Raw genomic sequence first — 23,052 nt, forward strand, 5'->3', positions numbered from 1 at the left:
GTGCCGTCAGTTCGTCGACGCGGGTGCCACGTCGGGACCGTCGGCCCCTTCGGCAGCAAGCAGGGTGCCCGTGCCGGGGGCCGACCCCATGGCGATGCCGGTCTTCGCCCGGCGACCGCGCTTCTCGATCCAGGTGGCGAGCGCCGAGAGCACCAGACACATCGCCACGTAGATGGAGCCGATGACGACAATGGTCGAGACGTACGGGTACTGGCCGTTGACCTGGGTGTTGCTCGCGATCAGACGCGCGGTCTGGAGCAGCTCCGGGTACAGGATGATGAAGCCGAGCGAGGTGTCCTTGAGGGTGACGACGAGCTGGCTGATGATCGTCGGCAGCATCGCCCGGACGGCCTGCGGCATGAGGACGCTGGTCATGACCTGCGTCTTGCTCATGCCCAGTGCGTACGCCGCCTCGCGCTGCCCCTTGGGCACGGAGTTGACGCCGGCGCGCAGCACCTCGGCCTGGACGCAGCCGTTGTAGATCGACAGGCCGAGGGCCAGTGCCCACATCGAGTAGTCGGTGAGGAACCCGACCCAGACCGCGTAGATCGTGATGAGCAGCGGGATGGAACGGAACAGCTCGATGAAGGCGGTGGCCGCCCAGCGGACCGGCTTGTGGTCGGAGAGCCGGGCCACCGCGAGCAGTACGCCGAGCACCAGCGAACCCACGGCGGCGAGGCCGAACGCCTTGAGGGTGGCGAGGACCGCGTCGGCGATGTTCTGCCGGATGCCCGCGTAGTTGAAGATGTCCCACATCGCGTAGTCGAGGTCGCCCTTGTCCGAGAGCCGGACGATCGCGACGGCGATCAGGGCGAGCAGCGCGAGGGAGCCGATGACGGCGTAGATCCGGTTGCGTACGACGGCCTTGGGGCCGGGGGCGTCGTAGAGAACGCTGGCGCTCATCGGGCGACCTCCATGCGGCGCTCAAGCAGGCGGAAGAGACCGCTCATGGCGAAGGTGACGATCAGATAGCCGAGAGCAACCCACAGGAAGACGGGGACGATGTCATATCCCTGGTCACTCATCAGTTTCTGCCAGCCGAACAGTTCGGTGACGCTGAAGGCTCCGGCGATCGCCGAGTTCTTGGTGAGGGCGATGAAGATGGAGCTCAGCGGGGGGATGACCGTCCGTGTCGCCTGCGGAAGCACGATGATGCGCAGGGTCTGCGTGAAGCTCATGCCGATCGAGCGCGCGGCCTCGGCCTGACCCAGCGGCACCGTGCTGATGCCGGACCTGACGGCCTCGCAGACGAACGAGGCGGTGTAGAAGCCGAGCGCGAGCGAACCCAGCAGGAACGGGCTCATCCCGGGAAAGAGGATCTCCGGCACGACGAAGAAGAAGACCAGGAACAGCAGCGTGAGCGGGGTGTTGCGGAGCAGCGTCACCCAGGCGGTGCCGAAGAAGCGCAGCGGCGGCACGGGGGAGACCCGGAATCCGGCGAGCAGCAGGCCGAGCACCAGGGCGATGACCGAGCTGACGGCCGTGATCTCCACGGTGCCTATGAAGCCGTCGCGGAAGTCCGCGAAATGGTCGAGCAGTACGTTCATGAGGTCTCCGCGTCGGCGGGCAGCGGCTGGGTCATCGGGTGGCGGCAGGGCTTGGCGCCCCGTACCGGGTACGGGGCGCTTCCAGCGGTGTCGGTCAGTAGCGGACGACGGCCGGCGGGGCCTGGTAGGTGGAGCCGGACAGGCCGAGCGTGGCGTCGTAGATCTTCTTGTAGGTGCCGTCCTGCTCGTGCTTCTCCAGGGCGGCGTTGATGAAGTCGCGCAGCGCCTTGTCGTCCTTGTTCATGCCGATGCCGTACGGCTCCTCGGTGAACGGCTTGCCGACCACGTGGAGCTTGCCGGAGTTCTTGGCGGCGTAGCCCTTGAGGATCGCGTCGTCGGTGGTGACCGCGTCGACCTGCTTGGACAGGAGCTGCTGCACGCAGTCCGAGTACTTGGAGAGCTCGACGACGGAGGCGCCGTACTCGGGCTTCTTGATCTCCTGCAGCGGCGTGGAGCCGACGATCGAGCAGACCTTCTTGCCCTTGACGGAGTCCTTGCCGGTGATGGAGGTGTCGTCCTTGCGGACGAGCAGGTCGGCACCGGCCTTGTAGTACGGTCCGGCGAAGCCGACGAGCTTCTTGCGCTTGTCGTTGATCGTGTAGGTGCCGACGTAGTAGTCGACCTGCCCCTTGGAGATCGCGGTCTCGCGCACGCCGGAGTCGACGGTCTTCCACTCGATCTGGTCGGCCTTGAAGCCCAGGTCGGCGGCGATCATCTTGGCGATCTCGACGTCGAAGCCGGAGCGCTCCTTGGTCGACTGGTCCTCGAAGCCGAGGTAGGGCTGGTCGGCCTTGGAGCCGATGATCAGCTTGCCGCGCGACTTGGCCGCCTTGAAGGTCGCCGAGTCGAGGGTGACGTTCGAGGCGACGGTGTAGGTCGGCAGCTGCGGTGCGCCGCTGGAGCCCGGCTGGGCCGACTGCTTGTCACCGGCGGAGCCGGACTTGCCGCCACAGGCGGTCGCGGTCAGGGCGAGCGCGGCGATCGCCGCGACGGCGGCGGACTTGCGGAGCATCATGGCGAACATTCCTTGCGTCGTGGGTCGTTGGTCGTCATCGGTCGGCCGACAATTGCCAAGCGTCGAGGGTCAGTTGACATCGGATCTCTGCCGTCTGTCATCCGTTATCCGGCATCTGACAGTTGCGATCTGGTGACTGTCAGGCGTTGGGCGGCGGGCGCTGGACATCGGGCGGTAGCCGTCGGCCCGGCGGACGTCATCCGTCAGGCCGACGGTGTCATCCGGCAGCTGGCGCCTGACATCCCGGCATCCGGTGGTTGCCATCTGTCATCCGCCATCTGCTACCTGTCATCTGTCAGCTGCCGTACGTCAGTTGGCGTCTGTCAGCCGATGGTCGTCAGTGGTGCAGGATCTTCGACAGGAAGTCCTTGGCCCGGTCGCTGCGAGGGTTGCTGAAGAACTGGTCCGGCGTGGCCTCTTCGACGATCTTGCCGTCGGCCATGAAGACGACCCGGTTCGCGGCGGAGCGGGCGAAGCCCATCTCGTGGGTGACGACGACCATCGTCATCCCGTCCCGCGCCAGCTGCTGCATGACCTCGAGGACCTCGTTGATCATCTCGGGGTCGAGCGCCGACGTGGGCTCGTCGAAGAGCATCACCTTCGGATCCATCGCCAACGCCCGTGCGATCGCGACGCGTTGCTGCTGGCCGCCGGAGAGCTGCGCCGGGTACTTGTCGGCCTGGGTGCCGACGCCGACCCGGTCGAGCAGGGTGCGGGCCTTCTGCTCGGCCTTCTGCTTGTCGGCCTTGCGGACCTTCACCTGGCCCAGCATGACGTTCTCCAGCACCGTCTTGTGCGCGAAGAGGTTGAACGACTGGAAGACCATGCCGACGTCGGCACGCAGCCGCGCCAGCTCCCTGCCCTCCTGGGGCAGCGGCTTGCCGTCGATCGAGATCGCCCCGGAATCGATCGTCTCCAGGCGGTTGATGGTGCGGCACAGCGTGGACTTCCCGGACCCCGAGGGCCCGATGACGACGACGACCTCGCCACGGGCGATGGTCAGGTCGATGTCCTGGAGCACATGCAGCGCGCCGAAGTGCTTGTTGACGTTGTTCAGCACGACCAGGTCACCCGACGCGGGTACGGCGTCCTCGGTCCCCTTGGCCACTGATACTCCGCTCATCGGCTTCTTGCTCCGTCCTCCTCGGTTGGGGAGGACCGTAGTGGGGAGTTGTGACCAGCGTCATTACATCTGAGCGGAACTTGAGCATAACGATCCGGTTGCGTGGAAGCACTCTGGGTGAGCGAGCACACCGGGGGAATACCGGCTCCGTAACGGATGGTGCGCAAGGGCGGGCGCCCCCTTGACCGAAGCGGCGCCCATGGGCATGGATTCGGGGGTACATGCCGTGATGCGGCCGATGAGAGTCCAGGCCGGTGGGCCGAGGAACATCCAGGGAGGGGGGCCATGAGACTGCTGCTCGTCGAGGACGACGACCATGTCGCCGCCGCCCTGTCCGCCGTGCTCGGCAAGCACGGGTTCGAGGTGAAGCACGCCCGCAACGGCGAGGAGGCGCTCCAGGCGCTCCTTCCTGACGATCGCAGTGCCAAACCACCCTTCGGTGTGGTCCTGCTCGACCTCGGGCTGCCCGACCAGGACGGCTACGAGGTCTGCGGCAAGATCCGCAAGCGCACCGCCACCCCGGTGATCATGGTGACCGCCCGCGCCGACGTCCGGTCGCGCATCCACGGCCTGAACCTGGGCGCCGACGACTACGTGGTCAAGCCGTACGACACCGGCGAGCTCATCGCCCGTATCCACGCCGTGATCCGGCGCCCGCCGCCGGGCGCCCGGCCCGAGTCCGTCGAGGCCGAACTGCGGCTCGGCCGCGTGCAGATCGACCTTCCCACCCGCCGGGTCAGCGTCGACGGCGAGAGCGTGCAGCTGACCCGCAAGGAGTTCGACCTGCTCGCGCTGCTGGCCCAGCGGCCCGGTGTCGTGTTCCGCCGGGAGCAGATCATCAGCGAGGTGTGGCGCACCAGTTGGGAAGGGACCGGCCGCACCCTCGAAGTGCACGTCGCCTCCCTGCGCTCCAAACTGCGCATGCCCGCACTGATCGAGACCGTGCGCGGCGTCGGCTACCGGCTCGTCGCGCCGGCCGCCCACTGAGGCCCGAGCACCCCGGTGCGTACCCGCCTTCTCCCGCTCCTCATCTTCCTGCTCGCGCTCGTGCTGGTCGCGTTCGGCTTTCCGCTCGCCCTGAGCGTGGCCCGCGCGCAGCAGCAACGGGTGGTCGTGGACCGCATCGACGACACGGCGCGCTTCGCCGCGCTGGCCCAGTTCGTCACGGCCCCCGACGGCAACGACACCAACAGCGCGGAACGCCTGACCACGCTGGAGGAGGAGCTCACCCGCTATTCGACCCTGTACGGAATCAACGCGGGCGTCTTCTTCCGCAACGGCACGGCCATGGCGAGCGCCCCGCGCGGCTGGCACATCCCCGCCAAGGGTGAGGGCTACATGGCCTTCCACGAGGCCCTGGCCGGTCGCCGCAGCCACGACCCCGCCCAGGTGTGGCCCTGGCAGCGAGGCCGCCTCGTGGTGGCCTCGCCCGTGGTGCGCGAGGGTGACGTGATCGCGGTCGTGGTCACCGAGTCGCCCACCGGAAGCATGCGCTCCAACACCCTGCACGGCTGGCTCCTCATCGCGGCGGGCGAGCTCGCGGCCATGCTGCTCGCGGTCGGAGCGGCAGTCCGGCTGACCGGCTGGGTGCTCAGGCCCGTACGCGTCCTGGACGCAGCCACCCACGACATCGCGACCGGACGCATGAACTCGCGCGTCGCCGCTGCCGGAGGGCCCCCGGAACTCCGAAGACTGGCCCGCTCGTTCAACGAGATGGCCGACAACGTCGAAGAGGTGCTCGAACAGCAGCGGGCCTTCGTCGCCGACGCGTCGCACCAACTGCGCAACCCGCTGTCCGCCCTGCTGCTCCGCATCGAGCTCCTCGCACTCGAACTCCCCGAAGGGAACGAGGAGATCGCCTCGGTTCGCACCGAGGGCAAGCGCCTCGCCCAGGTGCTCGACGACCTGCTCGGCCTGGCGCTGGCCGAACACGCCGCGGCCGATCTCCAACTCACCGACATCGGGGCGCTGGTGGGGGAGCGGGTCGCCGCGTGGCGGCCGCTCGCCGAGGACAAGGGCGTACGCCTGATCGCCGACGGCTCGGCCGCGGCCACCGGCTGGGCGGACCCGGTGGCGCTGTCCAGTGCCCTGGACGCCGTGATCGACAACGCGCTGAAGTTCACCCCCGAAGGCGAGGACGTGCGGGTCACCGTCGCGGTCGACGGCTCCAGGGCCACCGTGACCGTGACCGACCTGGGCCCGGGCCTCTCCGACGAGGAACTGGGCCGCATCGGCGACCGCTTCTGGCGCGCGAGCCGCCACCAGAACGTCAAGGGCTCCGGCCTCGGCCTCTCCATCTCACGCGCCCTGCTCGCGGCAGGTGGCGGAACCATCGCCTACGCCCACCACGACCCGCACGGCCTCCGCGTGACCGTCACGGTGCCGCGTACGCAACCGGGGGCGTGAGGGAGCGAGGCGTGAGGGCGTGAGGTCGTGGGATGCCAGGCCGACCGTTGACAGATTTCAAATGCCAGCGGTCATCATCTGGCTGACGGCTGACGGCTGACGGCTGACGGCTGACGGCTGACGGCTGACGGCTGACAGAGATCAGAGTTCAGCGGTCATCATCTGACCGACGACCGACGACCGACGACCGACGACCGACGACCGACGACCGACGACCGACGACCGACGACCGACGACCGACAACCCCCGCCCCCCGACCCTCGCCAGGACAGCCATCCGTCACGGCTTGACCGACCGGTAGTAGTCCCGCGCCCCGTCGTGCAGCGGCAGCGGGTCCGTATAGATCGCTGTCCGGAGGTCCACCAGCTGGGCCGCGTGCACCTCGCGTCCGATGCGGTCGCGGCTGTTTATCACCGTGCGGGTGAAGCCCTCGGTCAGGGCGGCGTTCGTGCGGTCGGTGGTGACGAGGAGGTTCGCGACGGCGATGGTCGGCACCGGGACACCCCGCTGGGCCTTCGGGTAGGCGTCGGCGGGCATGGTCGCCGCCCGGTAGTAGCCCGTGCTGCCGTCCGCCTTGTGCAGGGCCGACACCAGGTCCGCGAGCGGGATCAACCGGATCGGGTATGCCTCGGAGAGCTTGAGGACGGCCGTCGTCGGCAGCCCCCCGGACCAGAAGAAGGCGTCGATCTGCTTGTTCCGCAGCAGGTCGGGCATGGTGTCGATGCCCGCGGGGATGGGAGTGATGTCCTTCTGCGGGTTCAGTCCGGCGGCCGGGAGCAGGCGGTCGGCGAGCAGGCGCACCCCGGAACCGTCCTGCCCGACGGCGACCCGCTTGCCGCGCAGGTCCGCGACGGAGCGCACCGGGGAGTCCTGGGGCACCACCAGCTGTACGTAGTCGTCGTACAGCCGGGCGCAGCCGCGCAGCCGGTCCGCGCCGGGCTTGTTGTCCCGGCGGAACTTGTCGACGGAGTCCGCCGTGGCGACGGTGAAGTCGGAGATCCCGTCGGCCAGGCGCTCCAGGTTCTGCTGCGAACCCTGGCTCGTGCGGAGATTGACGCGGACGTCCGGCAGGTCGCTCGCGAGTGCCTGCTCAAGCAGCTCGCCGTACCGCTGGTAGACCCCGGTGCGCACGCCCGTGCTGAAGTCGATGGTCCCCGCGGGGGACGGGCTGCCGAAGGGGAAGAGCCACCACGCGAGCAGCCCGACGGTCACCAGGGCGGCCGCGGACCCTTGCAGGACGCGGTTGCGGGCGAGCCGGGACAGAGCGGGGAGCATGGCTGGATCCTGCCAGTTCATCGCCCGCGAGGACCAGGGGGTGGCGGGCCCCGTACCCTGGTGTACGAGATGAGTGCGAAGACCTACGAGGTGCGCACCTACGGGTGCCAGATGAACGTCCACGACTCCGAGCGGCTGTCCGGCCTCCTTGAGGGGGCCGGTTACGTCCGCGCGCCCGAGGGCGCCGACGGTGATGCCGATGTCGTCGTCTTCAACACCTGCGCGGTGCGGGAGAACGCCGACAACAAGCTGTACGGCAATCTCGGCAGGCTCGCCCCGATGAAGACGAAGCGGCCCGGCATGCAGATCGCCGTCGGCGGCTGCCTCGCCCAGAAGGACCGCGACACCATCGTGCAGCGGGCCCCCTGGGTCGATGTCGTCTTCGGGACGCACAACATCGGCAAGCTGCCGGTGCTCCTGGAGCGCGCCCGCATCCAGGAGGAGGCGCAGGTCGAGATCGCCGAGTCCCTGGAGGCGTTCCCCTCCACGCTGCCGACCCGCCGCGAGTCGGCGTACGCGGCCTGGGTGTCCATCTCGGTGGGCTGCAACAACACGTGCACCTTCTGCATCGTCCCGGCGCTGCGCGGCAAGGAGAAGGACCGCCGTCCCGGCGACATCCTGGCCGAGATCGAGGCGCTGGTCGCCGAGGGCGTCTCCGAGATCACGCTGCTCGGGCAGAACGTCAACGCCTACGGTTCGGACATCGGGGACCGCGAGGCCTTCAGCAAGCTGCTGCGCGCCTGCGGCACCATCGAGGGCCTGGAGCGGGTCCGCTTCACCTCGCCGCACCCGCGTGACTTCACGGACGACGTGATCGCCGCCATGGCCGAGACCCCGAACGTGATGCCGCAGCTGCACATGCCCCTGCAGTCCGGTTCGGACACGGTGCTCAAGGCGATGCGCCGCTCGTACCGGCAGGAGCGTTTCCTCGGGATCATCGAGAAGGTGCGCGCCGCCATTCCGCACGCCGCCATCTCCACCGACATCATCGTGGGCTTCCCCGGCGAGACCGAGGAGGACTTCGAGCAGACCATGCACACGGTCCGCGAGGCCCGCTTCGCGAACGCGTTCACCTTCCAGTACTCCAAGCGCCCCGGGACCCCGGCGGCGACGATGGACGGGCAGATCCCCAAGGAGGTCGTGCAGGACCGCTACATGCGCCTGTCCGCCCTTCAGGAGGAGATCTCCTGGGAGGAGAACAAGAAGCAGGTCGGCCGTGTCCTGGAGGTCATGGTCGCCGAGGGCGAGGGCCGCAAGGACGGCTCCACGCACCGCCTCTCCGGCCGTGCCCCCGACAACCGCCTGGTGCACTTCACCAAGCCGGACGAAGAGGTGCGCCCGGGCGACGTGGTGACCGTCGAGATCACCTACGCCGCCCCGCACCACCTGCTCGCCGAGGGCCCGACGACGGCCGTACGCCGGACCCGCGCGGGCGACGCCTGGGAGAAGCGCAACGCCGCGCCCGCGCAGAAGCCCGCCGGTGTGATGCTCGGCCTGCCGTCGATCGGCGCCCCCGCGCCGCTCCCGGAACCCACTGGCGGCTGTTCGGTGCTCTGAGTCCGGACCGCAGGGCCCGGGCGCCGGAAGCGGACTAGGCTGCGGATCATGCTCGTAGCCGCCGCTGTCTGCCCCTGCCCGCCTCTCCTCGTGCCGGAGGTCGCCGCCGGTGCCGCGCCGGAACTCGACGCGGCGCGCGACGCCTGCGCGGATGCCGTCGGCGTCCTCGCCGCGTCCCGGCCCGACCTTCTGGTCGTGGTCGGCCCCGCGGAGCACGGGGGTGCATTCCTGCAAGGGGCGGTCGGCTCGTTCGCCGGGTACGGCGTGGACGTCTCCGTACGCCTCGGGCCGGGCGAAGCCGGCGAGCAGCGGCTTCCGCTGTCGCTCACGGTCGGCGCCTGGCTCCTGGAACGGGCCGGGTGGGCGGACGCGCCCGTCGAGGGACTGGCCGTCGCTGAGACGACGGAGCCCAGGCTCTGCGTCGCCGCCGGAGAGGAACTGGCCGCCAAGGGCGGCCGGGTCGCGCTCCTCGTCATGGGCGACGGCAGCGCCTGCCGCACCCTCAAGGCGCCCGGCTATCTGGACGAGCGGGCCGCGAGCTTCGACCAAGTCGCGTCCACCGCCCTCGGCGCCGCCGACACCAACACCCTGATGGGCCTGGACGACAAGCTGGCGTACGAACTGAAGGCCGCGGGCCGCGCGCCCTGGCAGGTGCTCGCCGGTGCGGCCCGTGACGCGGGCCTCGCCGGCCGGCTGCTCCATGAGGACGCGCCTTACGGAGTCGGCTACTTCGTCGGCGTCTGGTCCTGAAACCCCGCGAAGCGGAGGAGCACACGCCGGAGGGCCGTGGAGCGGACAGCTCCACGGCCCTCCGGCGCGCGTGGTTCAGGACGCGGACGCGGGCGGCGTCCCCCCGCCTTCGTTGGGGGGCGTGCCGCCGTCGTCCTTGTGGGACATGCGGTCCAGGGCTTCCTTGGCCTTTCCCGTACCCGACTGGATCTTGTCGCTGTACTTGCCCTTGGTCTTCTCGTCGACGAGCCTGGCGGCCTTCTCCAGGCCCTGGTCGATCTTGTCCCCGTGCTGCTGCGCGAGGTCGGAGACCTTGTCCCTGGCCGGGGCCAGCTTGGCTTTCAATTGGTCCAGGAAACCCATGGGGCACCTTCCCTGTGAAACTACTTCCGAGCGCTTTCGCCGGCCTCGTTGTCCGCCGCTTCCTCGGCCGACTGCTGCTTGGGGATCTCGACCCCCTCCGCGGCGGCGGACTCGGCGGGCTCAGCCGCCCCGGTCCGCTCGTCCGTCTCGGAGACCTCGGAAGCCTCGGCCGCCGGAGCGTCGGCCGAGGCGTCGGTGTCGCCCTCGGTCTTCGTCTCCGGGTCCGCCGTCAGCGTGGCGGCCTTCACTTCCTCGGTCGACTCCGCGACAGCCGCGTCGGCCTTACGGCGAAACCTTGAAAAAACGCCCATATCTACTCCATAGCGTACTCGTGTGGGCGAAATCCCGTGCCAATCGGAGCGCCTCATTGCGTCGCCCGGCGGCACCGGTCAACAAACCGGCGTTCGGAACCTCGCAACAGGCAACGAACCCACCCGTGCCTCGTCACGTAGCTCGTTCGAGGAGGGGCGGGGAGGTTTGCGAGACTGTGTCAGTGAGAAGTGCAGCTCCCGCACCGCGGGTCATCGCCGTCGTCGGTCCGACCGCGGCCGGAAAGTCCGATCTGGGCGTCTTCCTCGCCCAGCAGCTGGGCGGCGAGGTCGTCAACGCCGACTCCATGCAGCTCTACCGGGGGATGGACATCGGTACCGCCAAGCTGACGCTCGACGAGCGCGGCGGCGTCCCGCACCACCTGCTCGACATCTGGGACGTGACCGAACCCGCCAACGTGGCCACCTACCAGAAGCTGGCCCGCGCGGAGATCGACCGGCTGCTCGCCGAGGGGCGGACCCCTGTCCTCGTCGGCGGGTCCGGGCTCTATGTGCGCGGCGCGATCGACGTGCTGGACTTCCCCGGCACCGACCCGGCCGTACGCGCCCGCCTGGAGAGCGAACTGGACGCGGAGGGGCCCGGCGCCCTGCACCTTCGCCTCGCCGCCGCCGACCCCGAGGCGGCCCGCGCGATCCTGCCGAGCAACGGCCGCCGGATCGTCCGCGCCCTTGAGGTGATCGAGATCACCGGCCGGCCGTTCACGGCCAACCTCCCCACCCACGAGTCGGTGTACGACACCGTCCAGATCGGCGTCGATGTCGGCAGGCCGGAGCTCGACGAGCGGATCACGGTGCGCGTCGACCGGATGTGGGAAGCGGGACTGATCGACGAGGTGCGGGCTCTGGAGGAGCGCGGACTGCGCGAAGGGCGCACCGCTTCACGGGCGCTCGGCTACCAGCAGGTTCTCGCCGCGTTCGCCGGTGAGTGCACCGAGGACGAGGCGCGCGCCGAAACCGTGCGCGCCACCAAGCGCTTCGCACGCCGTCAGGACTCCTGGTTCCGGCGCGATCCACGCGTCCACTGGCTGAGCGGAGCCGCGGAGCACCGGGCGGAACTCCCGCACCAGGCGCTGGCGTTGGTCGAACGAGCGGTTACAGCCTGATCACGTGATGGCATCGGGACGCTCCGCCGGTCAATGCGGCACTCTCGCGCGTGCCATCATCAAACGTCGATCGACCAGTGGAGTCCGAGTTGGGAGGGCGCGTGGCGATGGAGGCCGGCCCTCGCGACAGAGAGCAAGGATCGCGGCAGGACGCCGCGCGCCCGGGCTCGACGGATCACGGCGCGGTGGTGCCGAACCCCGCGCAAGCGGAATCCGCCGACGGGGCGGCGGACGCCACCGGGGCGACGCCCCCGGCACTGGGTTCCGGCGTGCTCGGCGCCTCGGGACTGAGCCCCGACGGGCCGGAGGACGGCTCGGTCGGAGCGATGTCCGACGGCGGTGAGGTCGAGGTCGAGCTGCGCCCCCAGCGGCGGTTGAGGATCTGGCAGCTCGCGCCCATCGTGATGCTCGCGGCGGTCGGCTCGCTCATGTTCGCCTTCCCGCTGGCCTTCGAGTTCGGCGACGGCGGACCGGTCGTGGCCATGCTCGGACTCCTCATCAGCTGCTGCGCGGCCGGCTGGGGCATGATGGCCGCCCGCCGGGTCGGCCACACCTGGCCGGGGCTGCCCGGCAGGGGCTCCAAGGAGCGCCCGGACTGGCGGGTCCTCGCCCTGTACGTGGGTGTCGCCGGTGTGGTCGTCGCCCTCGCGATCTGGCGCGTGGCCCGGCTCCGCTGAGCCCGACGCCGGTTCAGGGCGGCCGTCCCGGCCCGCTGTCGGTGCGCCCCCGTACGATTGACGCGTGAACACTTCGCCGATCGCCTTCCTCAAGGGCCACGGGACCGAGAACGACTTCGTGATCGTCCCCGACCCGGACAACGCCCTCGATCTGCCCGCGTCCGCCGTCGCCAGGCTCTGCGACCGCCGGGCCGGAATCGGCGGCGACGGCCTGCTCCACGTGGTGCGCAGCGCGGCGCACCCGGAGGCGAAGGCCATGGCCGGGGAAGCCGAATGGTTCATGGACTACCGCAACGGCGACGGCTCGATCGCCGAGATGTGCGGCAACGGGGTGCGCGTCTTCGCCGGCTACCTGCAGCGTGCCGGGCTCGTCGAGGACGGCGACCTGGCCGTCGCCACCCGTGGCGGCGTCAAGAAGGTGCACCTCGCCAAGGGCGGTGACATCACGGTCTCCATGGGGCGTGCCCTGCTCCCCGAGGCCGGCGTGACGGTCAGCGTCGACGGCCGCAGCTGGCCCGCGCGCAACGTGAACATGGGCAACCCGCACGCCGTCGCCTTCGTGGCCGATCTGGACCACGCGGGCGAGCTGCGTTCGGTGCCCCCGTTCAGCCCGGCGGACGTCTACCCGGACGGCGTGAACATCGAGTTCGTCGTGGACCGCGGCCCCGGGCACGTGGCGATGCGGGTCCACGAACGGGGTGCGGGCGAGACCCGCTCCTGCGGGACCGGCGCCTGCGCGGTCGCCGTCGCGGCCGCCCGCAGGGACGGGGTCGACCCCGCGGCGACCGGCACCCCGGCCACGTACACCGTCGACCTGCCCGGCGGCACCCTGGTCATCACCGAGTACCCGGACGGTGAGATCGAGATGACCGGGCCCGCCGTGATCGTCGCCGAGGGCGTCATCGATCCGTCGTTGCTGGCCGGCTGACCGGGCCGCGCGGGGTGGTTCGGATCACCTTGATCGGCGCGGTCGGGATCGAAACAGCTGTGTCCCGGACCTTCGCTCGAATGGGTGATCCGGTTCACGCTGAGCGAGAGCGGGACTGCGCCACGTGGTGGGCTCGGTAGCATCAAGCACCGGTCCGGAGGGGCACGCCGGTCCCTCCACCACCGGTCGATGCTGCCGGAGGTGCCCCATGAGTGCAGAGGCCACGAATCCTGGTGCGCAGAGCCGCCGACGCGGCCGCCCCCGGATCGACCTCCGCCGACTGGGCCGCGCCGCACTGCTCGGGCCGGTCTCGCGGGACCGGCTGCCCGACGCAATCGGCCACGTCGCCGACGCCCACCGGGCCCACCACCCCGACGCCGACCTGGCCGTGCTGCACCGGGCGTACGTGCTCGCCGAAACGTCCCACCGCGGCCAGTTCCGCAAGAGCGGCGAGCCCTACATCACGCATCCGCTCGCGGTGACGCTGATCCTCGCCGAACTGGGCGCCGAGACCACCACGCTGACCGCGTCGCTGCTCCACGACACCGTCGAGGACACCGAAGTGACGCTCGATCAGGTGCGGGCCGAGTTCGGCGAGGAAGTCACCTATCTGGTGGACGGCGTCACCAAGCTGGAGAAGGTCGACTACGGAGCCGCGGCCGAGCCGGAGACCTTCCGCAAGATGCTGGTCGCCACCGGCGACGACGTACGCGTCATGTCGATCAAGCTGGCCGACCGGCTGCACAACATGCGCACCCTCGGGGTGATGCGTCCCGAGAAACAGGCCCGGATCGCCAAGGTGACCAGGGACGTCCTGATCCCGCTCGCCGAACGGCTCGGCGTCCAGGCCCTCAAGTCCGAACTGGAGGACCTGGTCTTCGCGATCCTGCACCCCGAGGAATACGAGCGCACCCGGCTCCTGATCGCGGCCAACTCCGGCACGGTCGACCCGCTCACCGGGATCGCCGACGGGGTGCGCGGGGTGCTGCGCGAGGCAGGGATCAACGCCGAAGTCCTCATCAGGCCACGCCACTTCGTCTCCGTGCACCGGGTGCAGCTCAAGCGGGGTGAGCTGCGCGGCAGCGACTTCGGCCGGCTGCTCGTCCTGGTCGCCGAGGACGCCGACTGCTACGCGGTCCTGGGCGAACTGCACACCTGTTTCACGCCAGTGGTCTCCGAGTTCAAGGACTTCATCGCGTCCCCCAAGTTCAACCTCTACCAGTCGCTCCACACGGCCGTCGTCGGCCCCGGCGGCGAAGTGGCCGAAGTCCTCATCCGTACGCACCAGATGCACAAGGTCGCCGAGGCCGGGGTCATCGCGCTCGGCAACCCGTACGCGGGGGGACCCGGCGACGGGGCCCAGCAGCCGGGGGACGAACGCGAGGACCCCACGCGGCCCGGCTGGCTCTCCCGCCTCCTGGACTGGCAGCAGAACGCCCCCGACCCCGACACCTTCTGGTCCTCCCTGCGCGAGGAACTGGCGGGGGACAGCGAGATCACGGTCTTCTGCGCCGACGGCCACACCCTGGTCCTGCCGGCCGGCGCGAGCTGTGTGGACGCCGCGTACGCGCAGTACGGCGAGGACGCCCACAGCTGTATCGGGGCGCGCGTCAACGGCCGCCTGGCGACGCTCAGTACGGTCCTGAACGACGGCGACACCGTGCAGCCCCTGCTCGCCCAGGACGCCACCTCCGGCCCCTCCGCCGAGTGGCTCGACCACGCCAGGACGCCCGCCGCCCGGATCGCGATCAGCGGCTGGCTCGCGGTCAACCCGGAGGGCGTCAAAGTGCCGGCCGCCGCGCCCCGGCCGCAGGTCAACGTCCCGGCCGACCGGCGCGCGGCCGCCAACGCGGTGACCGACCTGCCCGATGTGACCGTACGGCTCGCCGGGTGCTGCACCCCCGTGCCGCCCGACGAGGTCACCGGTTTCTCGGTGCGCGGGGCGGCGGTGACCGTCCACCGCGAGGAGTGTCCGGCCGTCGCCCGCATGAAGGCGCTGGGCCGCGCGCCCGTGGAGGTGCGCTGGGGGGACGCCGCGGAATGCAGGGTCACCCTGGTCGCCGAGGCCTTCGGGCGCCCCCGCCTCCTGGCCGACCTCACCGAGGCCATCGCCACCGCGGGCGCGGCCATCGTCTCCGCCACGGTGGAACCCCCCAGCGAGCAACGGGTCCGGCACACCTACACCCTCCAACTCCCGGACGCCGCAGGCCTGCCCGCCCTCATGCGGGCCATGCGCGACGTGGCGGGGGTGTACGACGTGAGCCGCGCCCAGCATCCGGCGGCCGCGGGCTGAGCCGAGGCGGTCTACCGTTCGTCCGGCGCGTCCCGCCAGCCCCCGTTCGGGTGGCCTCCATGCGAGTCGGCGGACCCGCGGCCCCGCGCGCTGGTAGCCGTAGGGCATGCCGCTCACCCCCCGCCGCCCCCGTTCCCGCCGACTGCGCGCCGTGCTGCTGGCCGCGGCCGCGGCCTCCGTAGTCGCCGCGGCTCTGCCCGCCCCGGTGCCCCTGGGAATCGGGGACCCCTTGTTCCCGACGCTGGGCAACCCCGGCTACGACGTGCTCGCGTACGACATCGGGCTCACCTATCCGGGCGACAACAGGAAGCCGATGGAGGCCGTCACCACCATCGACGCCGTGGCGACGGCCGATCTGGAGCGGATCAACCTCGACTTCGCGCGGGGCACGGTGCACGGCGTCGAGGTCAACGGGCGGCCGGCGGAGTTCGCGAGCGCGGACGAGGACCTGGTGCTCACCCCGCGGAGCCCCGTCCATGCCGGTGAGCCGCTGCGGATCGTCGTACGGCACACCAGCGACCCGAACGCGGCGCGTGACGGCGGCTGGGTGCGGACCACCGACGGTCTGGTGATGGCCAATCAGGCCGACGCCGCCCACCGGGTCTTCCCGTGCAACGACCATCCCTCGGACAAGGCGTACTTCACCTTCCGGGTGACCGCCCCGGCGGACGTGACGGTCGTGGCCAACGGGCTGCCCACCGCGCGCGAGCGCCACGGCGGGCAGATCGTCTCCACGTACCGCAGCGGCCACCCCATGGCGACCGAGCTGGCCCAGGTGTCGATCGGGCACTCGGCGGTGCTGCACCGCGAGGGGCCGCACGGGCTGCCCGTCCGCGACGTGGTCCCGGCGGCCGACCAGGCCACGCTGGAGCCCTGGCTGAAGAAGACGCCCGGGCAGATCGAGTGGATGGAGCGGCAGGTCGGGCGCTACCCCTTCGAGACGTACGGGGTGCTGATCGCGGGCGCCGAGACCGGCTTCGAGCTGGAGACGCAGACCCTGTCCCTGTTCGAGCGGTCGCTGTTCGTCCGGCCGGGATTCCCCGAGTGGTACGTCGACTCGGTCATGGTGCACGAGCTGGCGCACCACTGGTTCGGGGACAGCGTCTCGCCGCGCAGCTGGTCGGACCTCTGGCTGAACGAGGGGCACGCCACCTGGTACGAGGCGCGCTATGCCGAGGAATTCGGCAAGCGGCCGATGGAGCAGCGGATGCGGGCCGCCTATGCCCTGTCCGACGGCTGGCGCGCCGCGGGCGGCCCTCCCGCGGCGCCCCGGGCGGCCGCCCCCGGCCAGAAGATCGGCATCTTCCGCCCGATCGTCTACGACGGCAGCGCCCTGGTGCTCTACGCCCTCCGCGAGGAGATCGGCACGAGGGCCTTCGAGCGCCTCGAGCGGCGCTGGGTGCGCGACCACCGGGACGCCACCGCCACGACCGGCGACTTCTCCGCACTGGCCTCACAGATCGCGGGGCGTGATCTGTCCGGGTTCTTCAAGGCGTGGCTGTACGGGGAGAAGACGCCGTCGATGCCCGGCCACCCGGACTGGCACAGCCAGACGCCGAAGCGGTCCTGACGCCGGGCGCGGGTGACGGGGCCTACCGGGCCCCGCCCCGGCCGGGCAGGGCCCGAAAACCGGGGTGACGCTCCCGGAGGCCCCGTGCGACCATCGTTCACGTCGGCGGCGCAGCCGGGGCCGGACCCTCCTCCGGGAATCATTGGGGCCCATTACGCGTTGTGACCGACACAACCGGTCTCCCTCGCGGATTCCGGTCCGGAATTCCAACGACGTAAAGGATCCAATGACCTCCTCTTCATCCCCTTCCCAGGACGAGCAGAGCTTCGCGGACACGCACCGCACGGAGAGCCTTCGGGCCGATGCCCTGATGGAAGAGGACGTCGCCTGGAGCCACGAGATCGACGGAGCGCGCGACGGCGAACAGCTGGACCGCTCCGAGCGCGCCGCGCTGCGACGCGTGGCGGGCCTCTCCACCGAGCTCGAGGACGTCACCGAGGTCGAGTACCGGCAGCTGCGCCTGGAGCGCGTGGTGCTGGTCGGCGTATGGACCACGGGGACGCTCAAGGACGCGGAGAACTCGCTGGCGGAGCTCGCGGCCCTGGCCGAGACGGCGGGCGCCCTGGTGCTCGACGGCGTCTATCAGCGCCGTGACAAGCCCGACCCGGCCACCTACATCGGCTCCGGCAAGGCGCAGGAGCTGCGGGACATCGTGCTGGAGACCGGCGCGGACACGGTGGTCTGCGACGGTGAGCTGAGCCCCGGCCAGCTGATCCACCTCGAAGACGTCGTGAAGGTCAAGGTGGTCGACCGGACCGCGCTGATCCTCGACATCTTCGCCCAGCACGCCAAGTCCCGTGAGGGCAAGGCGCAGGTCTCGCTCGCGCAGATGCAGTACATGCTGCCGCGCCTGCGCGGCTGGGGTCAGTCGCTGTCGCGTCAGATGGGCGGCGGCGGGTCCAGCGGTGGCGGCGGCATGGCCACCCGTGGTCCCGGTGAGACCAAGATCGAGACGGACCGGCGCCGGATCCGCGAGAAGATGGCGAAGATGCGCCGTGAGATCGCGGAGATGAAGACCGGCCGCGAGATCAAGCGCCAGGAGCGCCGCCGCAACAAGGTGCCCTCGGTCGCCATCGCCGGATACACCAACGCCGGAAAGTCCTCGCTGCTCAACCGCCTCACGGGCGCGGGCGTGCTGGTGGAGAACGCGCTGTTCGCCACCCTCGACCCGACCGTGCGCCGGGCCGAGACGCCCAGCGGGCGGCTGTACACGCTGGCCGACACCGTCGGATTCGTCCGGCATCTGCCGCACCACCTGGTCGAGGCGTTCCGCTCCACCATGGAGGAGGTCGGCGACTCCGACCTGATCCTGCACGTGGTGGACGGCGCGCACCCCGATCCGGAGGAGCAGCTGGCGGCCGTGCGCGAGGTCATCCGCGATGTGGGCGCGGTCGACGTGCCCGAGATCGTGGTGATCAACAAGGCGGACGCGGCGGACCCGCTGGTGCTCCAGCGGCTGCTGCGGATCGAGCGGCACTCCATCGCCGTCTCGGCCCGCACCGGCGAAGGCATCGAGGAGCTCCTCGCGCTCATCGACAGCGAACTGCCGCGCCCCGAGATCGAGATCGAGGCGCTGGTGCCGTACACGCACGGACAGCTGGTCGCCCGGGCGCACGCCGAGGGCGAGGTGATCTCCGAGGAGCACGTGGCGGAGGGCACCGTGCTCAAGGCCCGGGTGCACGAGGTGCTCGCCGCCGAGCTCGCTCCCTATGTGCCGGCCGCGCATTGACGGAACGCGCCGCCGCTGAACGTACGACGCAGGGCCCGCCCCCTCTCAGGAGGGGGCGGGCCCTGTGGGCGTCCGGGGTTACTGGCCGCCGTACTTCGCGCTCATCGCGTCGAAGAGCGCCTTCGCGCCCGCGCCGAGCTGCGGGCCGGCCAGCCAGCCCGAAGTGACCGGTCCGATCGAGGTGTTGGAGACCAGCTGCGACGTGCCGTCGGGGCCGTTCATGAACCAGCCGCCGCCGGAGGAGCCGCCGGTCATGGTGCAGCCGATGCGGTACATCGCGGGAGTGCCGGGGCTGATGGACAGCTGGCCGGGACGGTCGACGCACTTGAACATCTGCAGGCCGTCGTACGGCGGGGCCGCCGGGTAGCCCCAGGCGCCCATCGCGCCCACGGAGTGGGCCTGCGGGGCCGAGAAGTTGACCGTCAGCGCGTTGCCGACCGTCTCCTCCAGGGACTTGGAGCCGTTCTGCGGCTTCACGTGCAGCACCGCGTAGTCGTACGGCGCGCCGGTGCCGCCGGTCGGGCCGCCGTCCTTGATCCACTCACCGGAGGTCGAGGCCCAGTCGGCCCAGTAGACGCCATAGGGCGCGACTTCCTGCGGCTGCGCGTTGTTCAGCGCCGCGGCCGACTTGCCCTGGTCGTTGTACGAGGGCACGAAGGCGATGTTGCGGTACCAGCCACCGGAGCCGCCCTGGTGGACGCAGTGGCCCGCGGTCCACACCATGTTGGACTTGCCGGGGTGCGCCGGGTCCTTCACGACGGTGCCCGAGCACACCATGGGGCCCTCGGGGGAGTCGAAGAACACCTTGCCGACCGGGGCCGCGAACTTGTGGTACGGCAGCTTCTCCTGGACGGCCCTGACAGGTGCCGGCTCGGGGTCGGAGATGCCCGTACCGCCGTTGACGTCACCGGCGGCCATGGTCTTCTGCGGGTCCTTGGCGGACTTCATCCGGTCGGGCTTCCACAAGCCGTCGATCACCGGGTTGACGAAGTCCTTGGCCTCACGAAGCCACTTGTCCTTGTCCCAGTTCTTCCATCCGCCGTCCTTCCACTTGTTGAGGTCGACCCCGTGCTTCTTGAGGGTGTCGGCCAGGGAGGCGGAAGAGGTGGGATCGGCCTGGGCGGAGCCGGAGGCGGACGGCTTGCTGTCCGCGTCGTTCCCGCCCGGACCGCACGCGGTGGCGGTCAGCGCGAGAGCCGTGGCGAGGCCGGAAGCGGCCAGCAACGGACGTATGGATCGCATGAAAACGATTCCCCCTGATGAGCCTGCCCGTTGAGAGCAGGTTTTGCCATGTACTTGTCAGTACGGTGAGCGGGTCTGTGACCCGTCCGCCACCGTGCAGCCCCCTACTATGCCTGCTCGGCACGGGGGGTACGAACGGGGGCCCCGGCGTTCACAGGACCCCCGCAAAGCGCTACTGCCCGGCGTACTTGGTGCTCACCGAGTCGTAGACGCCCTTGGCCTCCTTGCCGAGCCGCGGCCCGGCCAGCCAGCCCGCGGTGACCGGGCCGATGGAGGTGTTGGAGACGAGTGACGGCTTGCCGTCCGAGCCCGTGGCGATCCAGCCGCCGCCGGAGGAGCCGCCGGTCATGGTGCAGCCGATGCGGTACATCGTCGGCAGGCTCGCGTCGAGGGACAGCCGGCCCGGCTTGTCCTTGCACTGGTACAGCTTCTGGCCGTCGTAAGGCGGCGCGGCCGGGAAGCCGTTGGCCGTCATGGCGCTGATCTTCGGCACGGCCGGGGCGTCGAAGTCCACCGGAAGCGCCCCGCCGACCGTCTCCTCCAGGGACTTGCCGTTGGAGCCCTTCTCCGGCGTCACGTGCAGCACCGCGAAGTCGTACGGAGCGCCCTGGCCGCCGGTCGGGCCGCCCCCCTCGATCCACTGCTGCGAGGTCTGCGCCCAGTCCGCCCAGTAGACGCCGTACGGGGCGATCTGCTGCTTGGTGGCCTTCTGGAGCTGCGCCGTCGGCAGGCTGGAGTTGTTGTACGAGGGGACGAAGGCGATGTTGCGGTACCAGCCGCCCTTGGCGCCCGCGTGCACGCAGTGACCCGCGGTCCACACCATGTTGGACTTGCCGGGGTGCGCCGGGTCCTTCACGACGGTGGCGGAGCACACCATCGAACCCTCGGGGCTGTCGAAGAACAGCTTGCCCAGCTCCGGCAGGCTCTGGTGGTACGGAGCCTGCACCGCGGCGGCCTTGACGGGCAGCGGCGTGCGGTCCGTGACGCCCTTGTCGCCGGAGATGTCATTGGGGACGGCCTTCTCCGGGGGCTTGTCCGCCTTGCGCATCCGGTCCGGGTCCCACAGGTCCTGGATGATCGGGTTGACGTAGTCCTTGGCCTCGCGCAGCCACTTGGCGCGGTCCCAGTTGTGCCACTCGCCGTTCTTCCACTTGTCCGGGTCGATCCCGTGCTTCTTGAGCTGGTCCTTGACGTCGTCCGGGATCTGGAGCTTGCCGCTGTCGCCCGTGGCCGCGGCGGTCGGCTTGCTGTCGGCGGTGGAGTCCCCGGGCCCGCACGCGGTGGCGGTCAGCGCCAGCGCGGCCGTGAGGCCGAGGGCCGCGAGCATGGAGGAGGCTCCGCGACGCGTTCTCCTCCCCGTGCGCTCGGCGCTGGACGGGCGTGTCGGTCGCATCTCGAATTCCCCCTGGAACTTCGTCATCAAAGCGTCTTCGTCTTCTGAGCTCGTGAACGCACTCGTGAACCGCGGCGCCATGGGCCGGTGCCGCCGGTGCGGCCCCCACTATGCCGGTGCCGAGGGGGACGGTGCGCGGCAGGGCCGCGGTTCCGTCCCGCCGGGACCCCGGGCCCGCCCTGGTAAGGCGAACCTTGCCTGAAGCCAAGGAACTTGGCGCCAGGCCGTGATCCCGCGGTGTCGGCGTCGTTGGTACGTACGGGGGACATCAGGTCAGCGTTCAGCGTGGGAGTACGCACCGCGCAACGGACGCGATACGGAACCGTCACAGCGGGAGGACCAGCAGTCGTGGCCGTGACCGAACCAGCTCCGGCGGCGCCGCTCGGCACCTCCGAGGGCCTTTTGCGCAGGCAGTCCCTCAGGGAGTCGGCGGCGCGCACCTATGCCCGTTCGCTGCCCATCGTGCCGGTGCGGGCGCGCGGGCTGACGATCGAGGGCGCGGACGGACGGCGCTATCTCGACTGCCTCTCGGGCGCCGGAACACTGGCGCTCGGGCACAACCACCCCGTCGTGCTCGAAGCGATCCGCAAGGTCCTCGACTCGGGGGCGCCGCTGCACATCCTCGATCTCGCGACGCCGGTCAAGGACGCCTTCACCACCGAGCTGTTCGCCACCCTGCCGCGCGAACTCGCCGAGCACGGACGGATCCAGTTCTGCGGGCCGGCCGGCACGGACGCGGTGGAGGCCGCACTGAAGCTGGTCCGCATCGCGACCGGCCGCAGCGGGATGCTCGCCTTCACCGGCGCCTACCACGGCATGACCGCGGGCGCCCTCGCCGTCTCCGGCGGCGGCCGGGACGCCGGGGTGACCCGGCTGCCCTATCCGCAGAACTACCGCTGCCCGTACGGGATCGGCGGCGAACGCGGAGCCGAGACCGCCGCCCGCTGGACCGAGAACCTCCTCGACGACCCCAAGGGCGGGGTTCCCGCGCCCGCCGGGATGATCCTCGAACCGGTGCAGGGCGAGGGCGGGGTGGTCCCGGCGCCGGACACCTGGATGCGCCGCATGCGCGAGATCACCGCGAGCCGCTCCATCCCCCTGATCGCCGACGAGGTGCAGACGGGCGTCGGACGCACCGGGACCTTCTGGGCGGTCGAGCACAGCGGGGTGGTGCCCGACGTCATGGTGCTCTCCAAGGCCATCGGCGGCTCGCTGCCCCTCGCCGTGATCGTCTACCGGGAGGGCCTCGACGCCTGGGGACCGGGCGCGCACGCCGGGACGTTCCGCGGCAACCAGCTCGCCATGGCGGCGGGCGCGGCCACCCTCGCCTTCGTCCGCGAGAACCGGCTGGCCGACCGCGCGGCCGTGCTCGGCGCCCGGATGCTCGGCCAGTTGCAGGGCCTCGCCGCCGACCACCCCTGCATCGGCGACGTACGCGGCCGGGGCCTGATGATCGGCGTCGAGCTCGTCGACCCGGAGCGCGAGGACCTCAGCACCGGGAACCCGCCGCCGCCCGCGCCCGCCCTCGCCTCCGCCGTGCAGCGGGAGTGCCTGCGGCGCGGCCTCATCGTCGAGCTCGGCGGGCGCCACTCCAGCGTCGTACGGCTGCTGCCCCCGCTCACCCTCACCGACGAACAGGCCGTGGCCGTCCTCGACCGGCTCGCCGACGCGCTGGCCGCCGCCGCACGCTCCGCGCGGCCGGGCGCCCGCTCCGGGACCGCCGGGCACCACCGGGCCGAGACCGGGCCGTCCCACTGACCCAGGACCACCCCA

Annotated in this window: 20 protein-coding genes; 11 read left to right on the top strand and 9 right to left on the bottom strand. The window is 70.7% G+C overall.

Features of this window, described 5'->3' with window-relative positions; all coding sequences use genetic code 11:
* Positions 1–6 precede the first annotated feature (6 nt).
* The 4 genes from AC07F3_RS30680 to AC07F3_RS30695 all read right to left on the bottom strand — a co-directional run bounded on the left by AC07F3_RS30680 (position 7) and on the right by AC07F3_RS30695 (position 3,685).
* Positions 7–903, bottom strand: a complete 897-nt coding sequence (locus tag AC07F3_RS30680) for an amino acid ABC transporter permease (protein WP_479117675.1) — start codon at positions 901–903, stop codon at positions 7–9.
* Complete coding sequence (locus tag AC07F3_RS30685; RefSeq protein ID WP_479117676.1) at positions 900–1,547, bottom strand: amino acid ABC transporter permease; 648 nt, start codon at positions 1,545–1,547, stop codon at positions 900–902. Before AC07F3_RS30685 ends, AC07F3_RS30680 begins: the two co-directional genes overlap by 4 nt.
* Positions 1,548–1,641: 94 nt before the next feature.
* Complete coding sequence (locus AC07F3_RS30690) at positions 1,642–2,562, bottom strand: glutamate ABC transporter substrate-binding protein (protein WP_479117677.1); 921 nt, start codon at positions 2,560–2,562, stop codon at positions 1,642–1,644.
* Positions 2,563–2,899: 337 nt separating this feature from the next.
* Complete coding sequence (locus AC07F3_RS30695) at positions 2,900–3,685, bottom strand: amino acid ABC transporter ATP-binding protein (RefSeq protein WP_479117678.1); 786 nt, start codon at positions 3,683–3,685, stop codon at positions 2,900–2,902.
* A gap of 285 nt (positions 3,686–3,970) precedes the next feature.
* Between AC07F3_RS30695 and AC07F3_RS30700 the strand changes: the two genes are divergently transcribed.
* Both AC07F3_RS30700 and AC07F3_RS30705 read left to right on the top strand, forming a co-directional pair.
* Positions 3,971–4,672, top strand: coding sequence for a response regulator transcription factor (locus tag AC07F3_RS30700; protein ID WP_479117679.1), 702 nt, complete (start codon positions 3,971–3,973; stop codon positions 4,670–4,672).
* Between the two features lie 15 nt (positions 4,673–4,687).
* A complete protein-coding gene (locus AC07F3_RS30705; RefSeq protein WP_479117680.1) occupies positions 4,688–6,091 on the top strand; it encodes a sensor histidine kinase in 1,404 nt (467 codons plus the stop codon).
* Between the two features lie 279 nt (positions 6,092–6,370).
* Here the strand turns inward: AC07F3_RS30705 and AC07F3_RS30710 are convergent, their stop codons facing one another.
* Positions 6,371–7,366 (bottom strand): TAXI family TRAP transporter solute-binding subunit, encoded by a 996-nt coding sequence (locus AC07F3_RS30710; protein WP_479117681.1) that lies wholly within the window; start codon positions 7,364–7,366, stop codon positions 6,371–6,373.
* Positions 7,367–7,435: 69 nt separating this feature from the next.
* Between AC07F3_RS30710 and miaB the strand changes: the two genes are divergently transcribed.
* Positions 7,436–8,923 (top strand): tRNA (N6-isopentenyl adenosine(37)-C2)-methylthiotransferase MiaB, encoded by a 1,488-nt coding sequence (miaB, locus tag AC07F3_RS30715; RefSeq protein WP_479117682.1) that lies wholly within the window; start codon positions 7,436–7,438, stop codon positions 8,921–8,923.
* A 48-nt stretch (positions 8,924–8,971) separates the two neighbouring features.
* Positions 8,972–9,673: a class III extradiol dioxygenase subunit B-like domain-containing protein gene (locus AC07F3_RS30720; RefSeq protein WP_479117683.1), complete on the top strand. Its 702-nt coding sequence runs from the start codon at positions 8,972–8,974 to the stop codon at positions 9,671–9,673.
* A gap of 75 nt (positions 9,674–9,748) precedes the next feature.
* On the opposite strand, the gene AC07F3_RS30725 is transcribed toward AC07F3_RS30720, so the two are convergent.
* Together AC07F3_RS30725 and AC07F3_RS30730 are read right to left on the bottom strand one after the other, a co-directional pair.
* Complete coding sequence (locus AC07F3_RS30725) at positions 9,749–10,015, bottom strand: antitoxin (RefSeq protein WP_479117684.1); 267 nt, start codon at positions 10,013–10,015, stop codon at positions 9,749–9,751.
* Positions 10,016–10,035: 20 nt separating this feature from the next.
* Complete coding sequence (locus AC07F3_RS30730) at positions 10,036–10,326, bottom strand: hypothetical protein (RefSeq protein ID WP_479117685.1); 291 nt, start codon at positions 10,324–10,326, stop codon at positions 10,036–10,038.
* A 182-nt stretch (positions 10,327–10,508) separates the two neighbouring features.
* On the opposite strand from AC07F3_RS30730, the gene miaA reads away from it, so the two are divergent.
* The 6 genes from miaA (at position 10,509) to hflX (ending at position 18,644) form a co-directional block, all read left to right on the top strand.
* On the top strand, positions 10,509–11,447 hold the full coding sequence (miaA, locus tag AC07F3_RS30735) for a tRNA (adenosine(37)-N6)-dimethylallyltransferase MiaA (RefSeq protein ID WP_479117686.1): 939 nt from the start codon (positions 10,509–10,511) through the stop codon (positions 11,445–11,447).
* A 107-nt stretch (positions 11,448–11,554) separates the two neighbouring features.
* Positions 11,555–12,124, top strand: coding sequence for a hypothetical protein (locus AC07F3_RS30740; RefSeq protein WP_479117842.1), 570 nt, complete (start codon positions 11,555–11,557; stop codon positions 12,122–12,124).
* Positions 12,125–12,188: 64 nt separating this feature from the next.
* The gene (dapF, locus tag AC07F3_RS30745) at positions 12,189–13,052 is read left to right on the top strand and encodes a diaminopimelate epimerase (RefSeq protein WP_479117687.1); all 864 of its coding nucleotides are present in this window, start codon (positions 12,189–12,191) and stop codon (positions 13,050–13,052) included.
* A 208-nt stretch (positions 13,053–13,260) separates the two neighbouring features.
* Positions 13,261–15,345, top strand: a complete 2,085-nt coding sequence (locus AC07F3_RS30750) for a RelA/SpoT family protein (RefSeq protein WP_479117688.1) — start codon at positions 13,261–13,263, stop codon at positions 15,343–15,345.
* A 106-nt stretch (positions 15,346–15,451) separates the two neighbouring features.
* Positions 15,452–16,915, top strand: coding sequence for a M1 family metallopeptidase (locus AC07F3_RS30755; RefSeq protein WP_479117689.1), 1,464 nt, complete (start codon positions 15,452–15,454; stop codon positions 16,913–16,915).
* A gap of 226 nt (positions 16,916–17,141) precedes the next feature.
* Complete coding sequence (gene hflX, locus AC07F3_RS30760; protein ID WP_114040943.1) at positions 17,142–18,644, top strand: GTPase HflX; 1,503 nt, start codon at positions 17,142–17,144, stop codon at positions 18,642–18,644.
* 78 nt (positions 18,645–18,722) lie between these two features.
* Here hflX and AC07F3_RS30765 read toward each other — a convergent pair whose 3' ends face one another.
* Together AC07F3_RS30765 and AC07F3_RS30770 are read right to left on the bottom strand one after the other, a co-directional pair.
* Entirely contained in the window at positions 18,723–19,886 is a 1,164-nt protein-coding gene (locus AC07F3_RS30765; RefSeq protein WP_479117690.1) for a trypsin-like serine peptidase, read from the bottom strand.
* Between the two features lie 172 nt (positions 19,887–20,058).
* Positions 20,059–21,279, bottom strand: coding sequence for a trypsin-like serine peptidase (locus AC07F3_RS30770; protein WP_479117691.1), 1,221 nt, complete (start codon positions 21,277–21,279; stop codon positions 20,059–20,061).
* A gap of 348 nt (positions 21,280–21,627) precedes the next feature.
* On the opposite strand from AC07F3_RS30770, the gene AC07F3_RS30775 reads away from it, so the two are divergent.
* Complete coding sequence (locus AC07F3_RS30775; protein WP_479117692.1) at positions 21,628–23,037, top strand: diaminobutyrate--2-oxoglutarate transaminase family protein; 1,410 nt, start codon at positions 21,628–21,630, stop codon at positions 23,035–23,037.
* The last annotated feature ends 15 nt before the right edge of the window (positions 23,038–23,052 follow it).

The sequence above is a fragment of the Streptomyces sp. NPDC045846 genome (genome assembly GCF_056431605.1).

What these genes read in the sequence shown, in the direction of transcription:
- AC07F3_RS30770 (WP_479117691.1), bottom strand. Translation starts at nt 21,279, where the DNA reads ATGCGACCGACACGCCCGTCCAGCGCCGAGCGCACGGGGAGGAGAACG.
- AC07F3_RS30750 (WP_479117688.1), top strand. Translation starts at nt 13,261, where the DNA reads ATGAGTGCAGAGGCCACGAATCCTGGTGCGCAGAGCCGCCGACGCGGC.
- AC07F3_RS30695 (WP_479117678.1), bottom strand. Translation starts at nt 3,685, where the DNA reads ATGAGCGGAGTATCAGTGGCCAAGGGGACCGAGGACGCCGTACCCGCG.
- AC07F3_RS30680 (WP_479117675.1), bottom strand. Translation starts at nt 903, where the DNA reads ATGAGCGCCAGCGTTCTCTACGACGCCCCCGGCCCCAAGGCCGTCGTA.
- AC07F3_RS30725 (WP_479117684.1), bottom strand. Translation starts at nt 10,015, where the DNA reads ATGGGTTTCCTGGACCAATTGAAAGCCAAGCTGGCCCCGGCCAGGGAC.
- AC07F3_RS30710 (WP_479117681.1), bottom strand. Translation starts at nt 7,366, where the DNA reads ATGCTCCCCGCTCTGTCCCGGCTCGCCCGCAACCGCGTCCTGCAAGGG.
- miaB (WP_479117682.1), top strand. Translation starts at nt 7,436, where the DNA reads ATGAGTGCGAAGACCTACGAGGTGCGCACCTACGGGTGCCAGATGAAC.
- AC07F3_RS30720 (WP_479117683.1), top strand. Translation starts at nt 8,972, where the DNA reads ATGCTCGTAGCCGCCGCTGTCTGCCCCTGCCCGCCTCTCCTCGTGCCG.
- hflX (WP_114040943.1), top strand. Translation starts at nt 17,142, where the DNA reads ATGACCTCCTCTTCATCCCCTTCCCAGGACGAGCAGAGCTTCGCGGAC.
- AC07F3_RS30740 (WP_479117842.1), top strand. Translation starts at nt 11,555, where the DNA reads ATGGAGGCCGGCCCTCGCGACAGAGAGCAAGGATCGCGGCAGGACGCC.
- AC07F3_RS30765 (WP_479117690.1), bottom strand. Translation starts at nt 19,886, where the DNA reads ATGCGATCCATACGTCCGTTGCTGGCCGCTTCCGGCCTCGCCACGGCT.
- AC07F3_RS30700 (WP_479117679.1), top strand. Translation starts at nt 3,971, where the DNA reads ATGAGACTGCTGCTCGTCGAGGACGACGACCATGTCGCCGCCGCCCTG.
- AC07F3_RS30690 (WP_479117677.1), bottom strand. Translation starts at nt 2,562, where the DNA reads ATGATGCTCCGCAAGTCCGCCGCCGTCGCGGCGATCGCCGCGCTCGCC.
- AC07F3_RS30685 (WP_479117676.1), bottom strand. Translation starts at nt 1,547, where the DNA reads ATGAACGTACTGCTCGACCATTTCGCGGACTTCCGCGACGGCTTCATA.
- AC07F3_RS30730 (WP_479117685.1), bottom strand. Translation starts at nt 10,326, where the DNA reads ATGGGCGTTTTTTCAAGGTTTCGCCGTAAGGCCGACGCGGCTGTCGCG.
- AC07F3_RS30755 (WP_479117689.1), top strand. Translation starts at nt 15,452, where the DNA reads ATGCCGCTCACCCCCCGCCGCCCCCGTTCCCGCCGACTGCGCGCCGTG.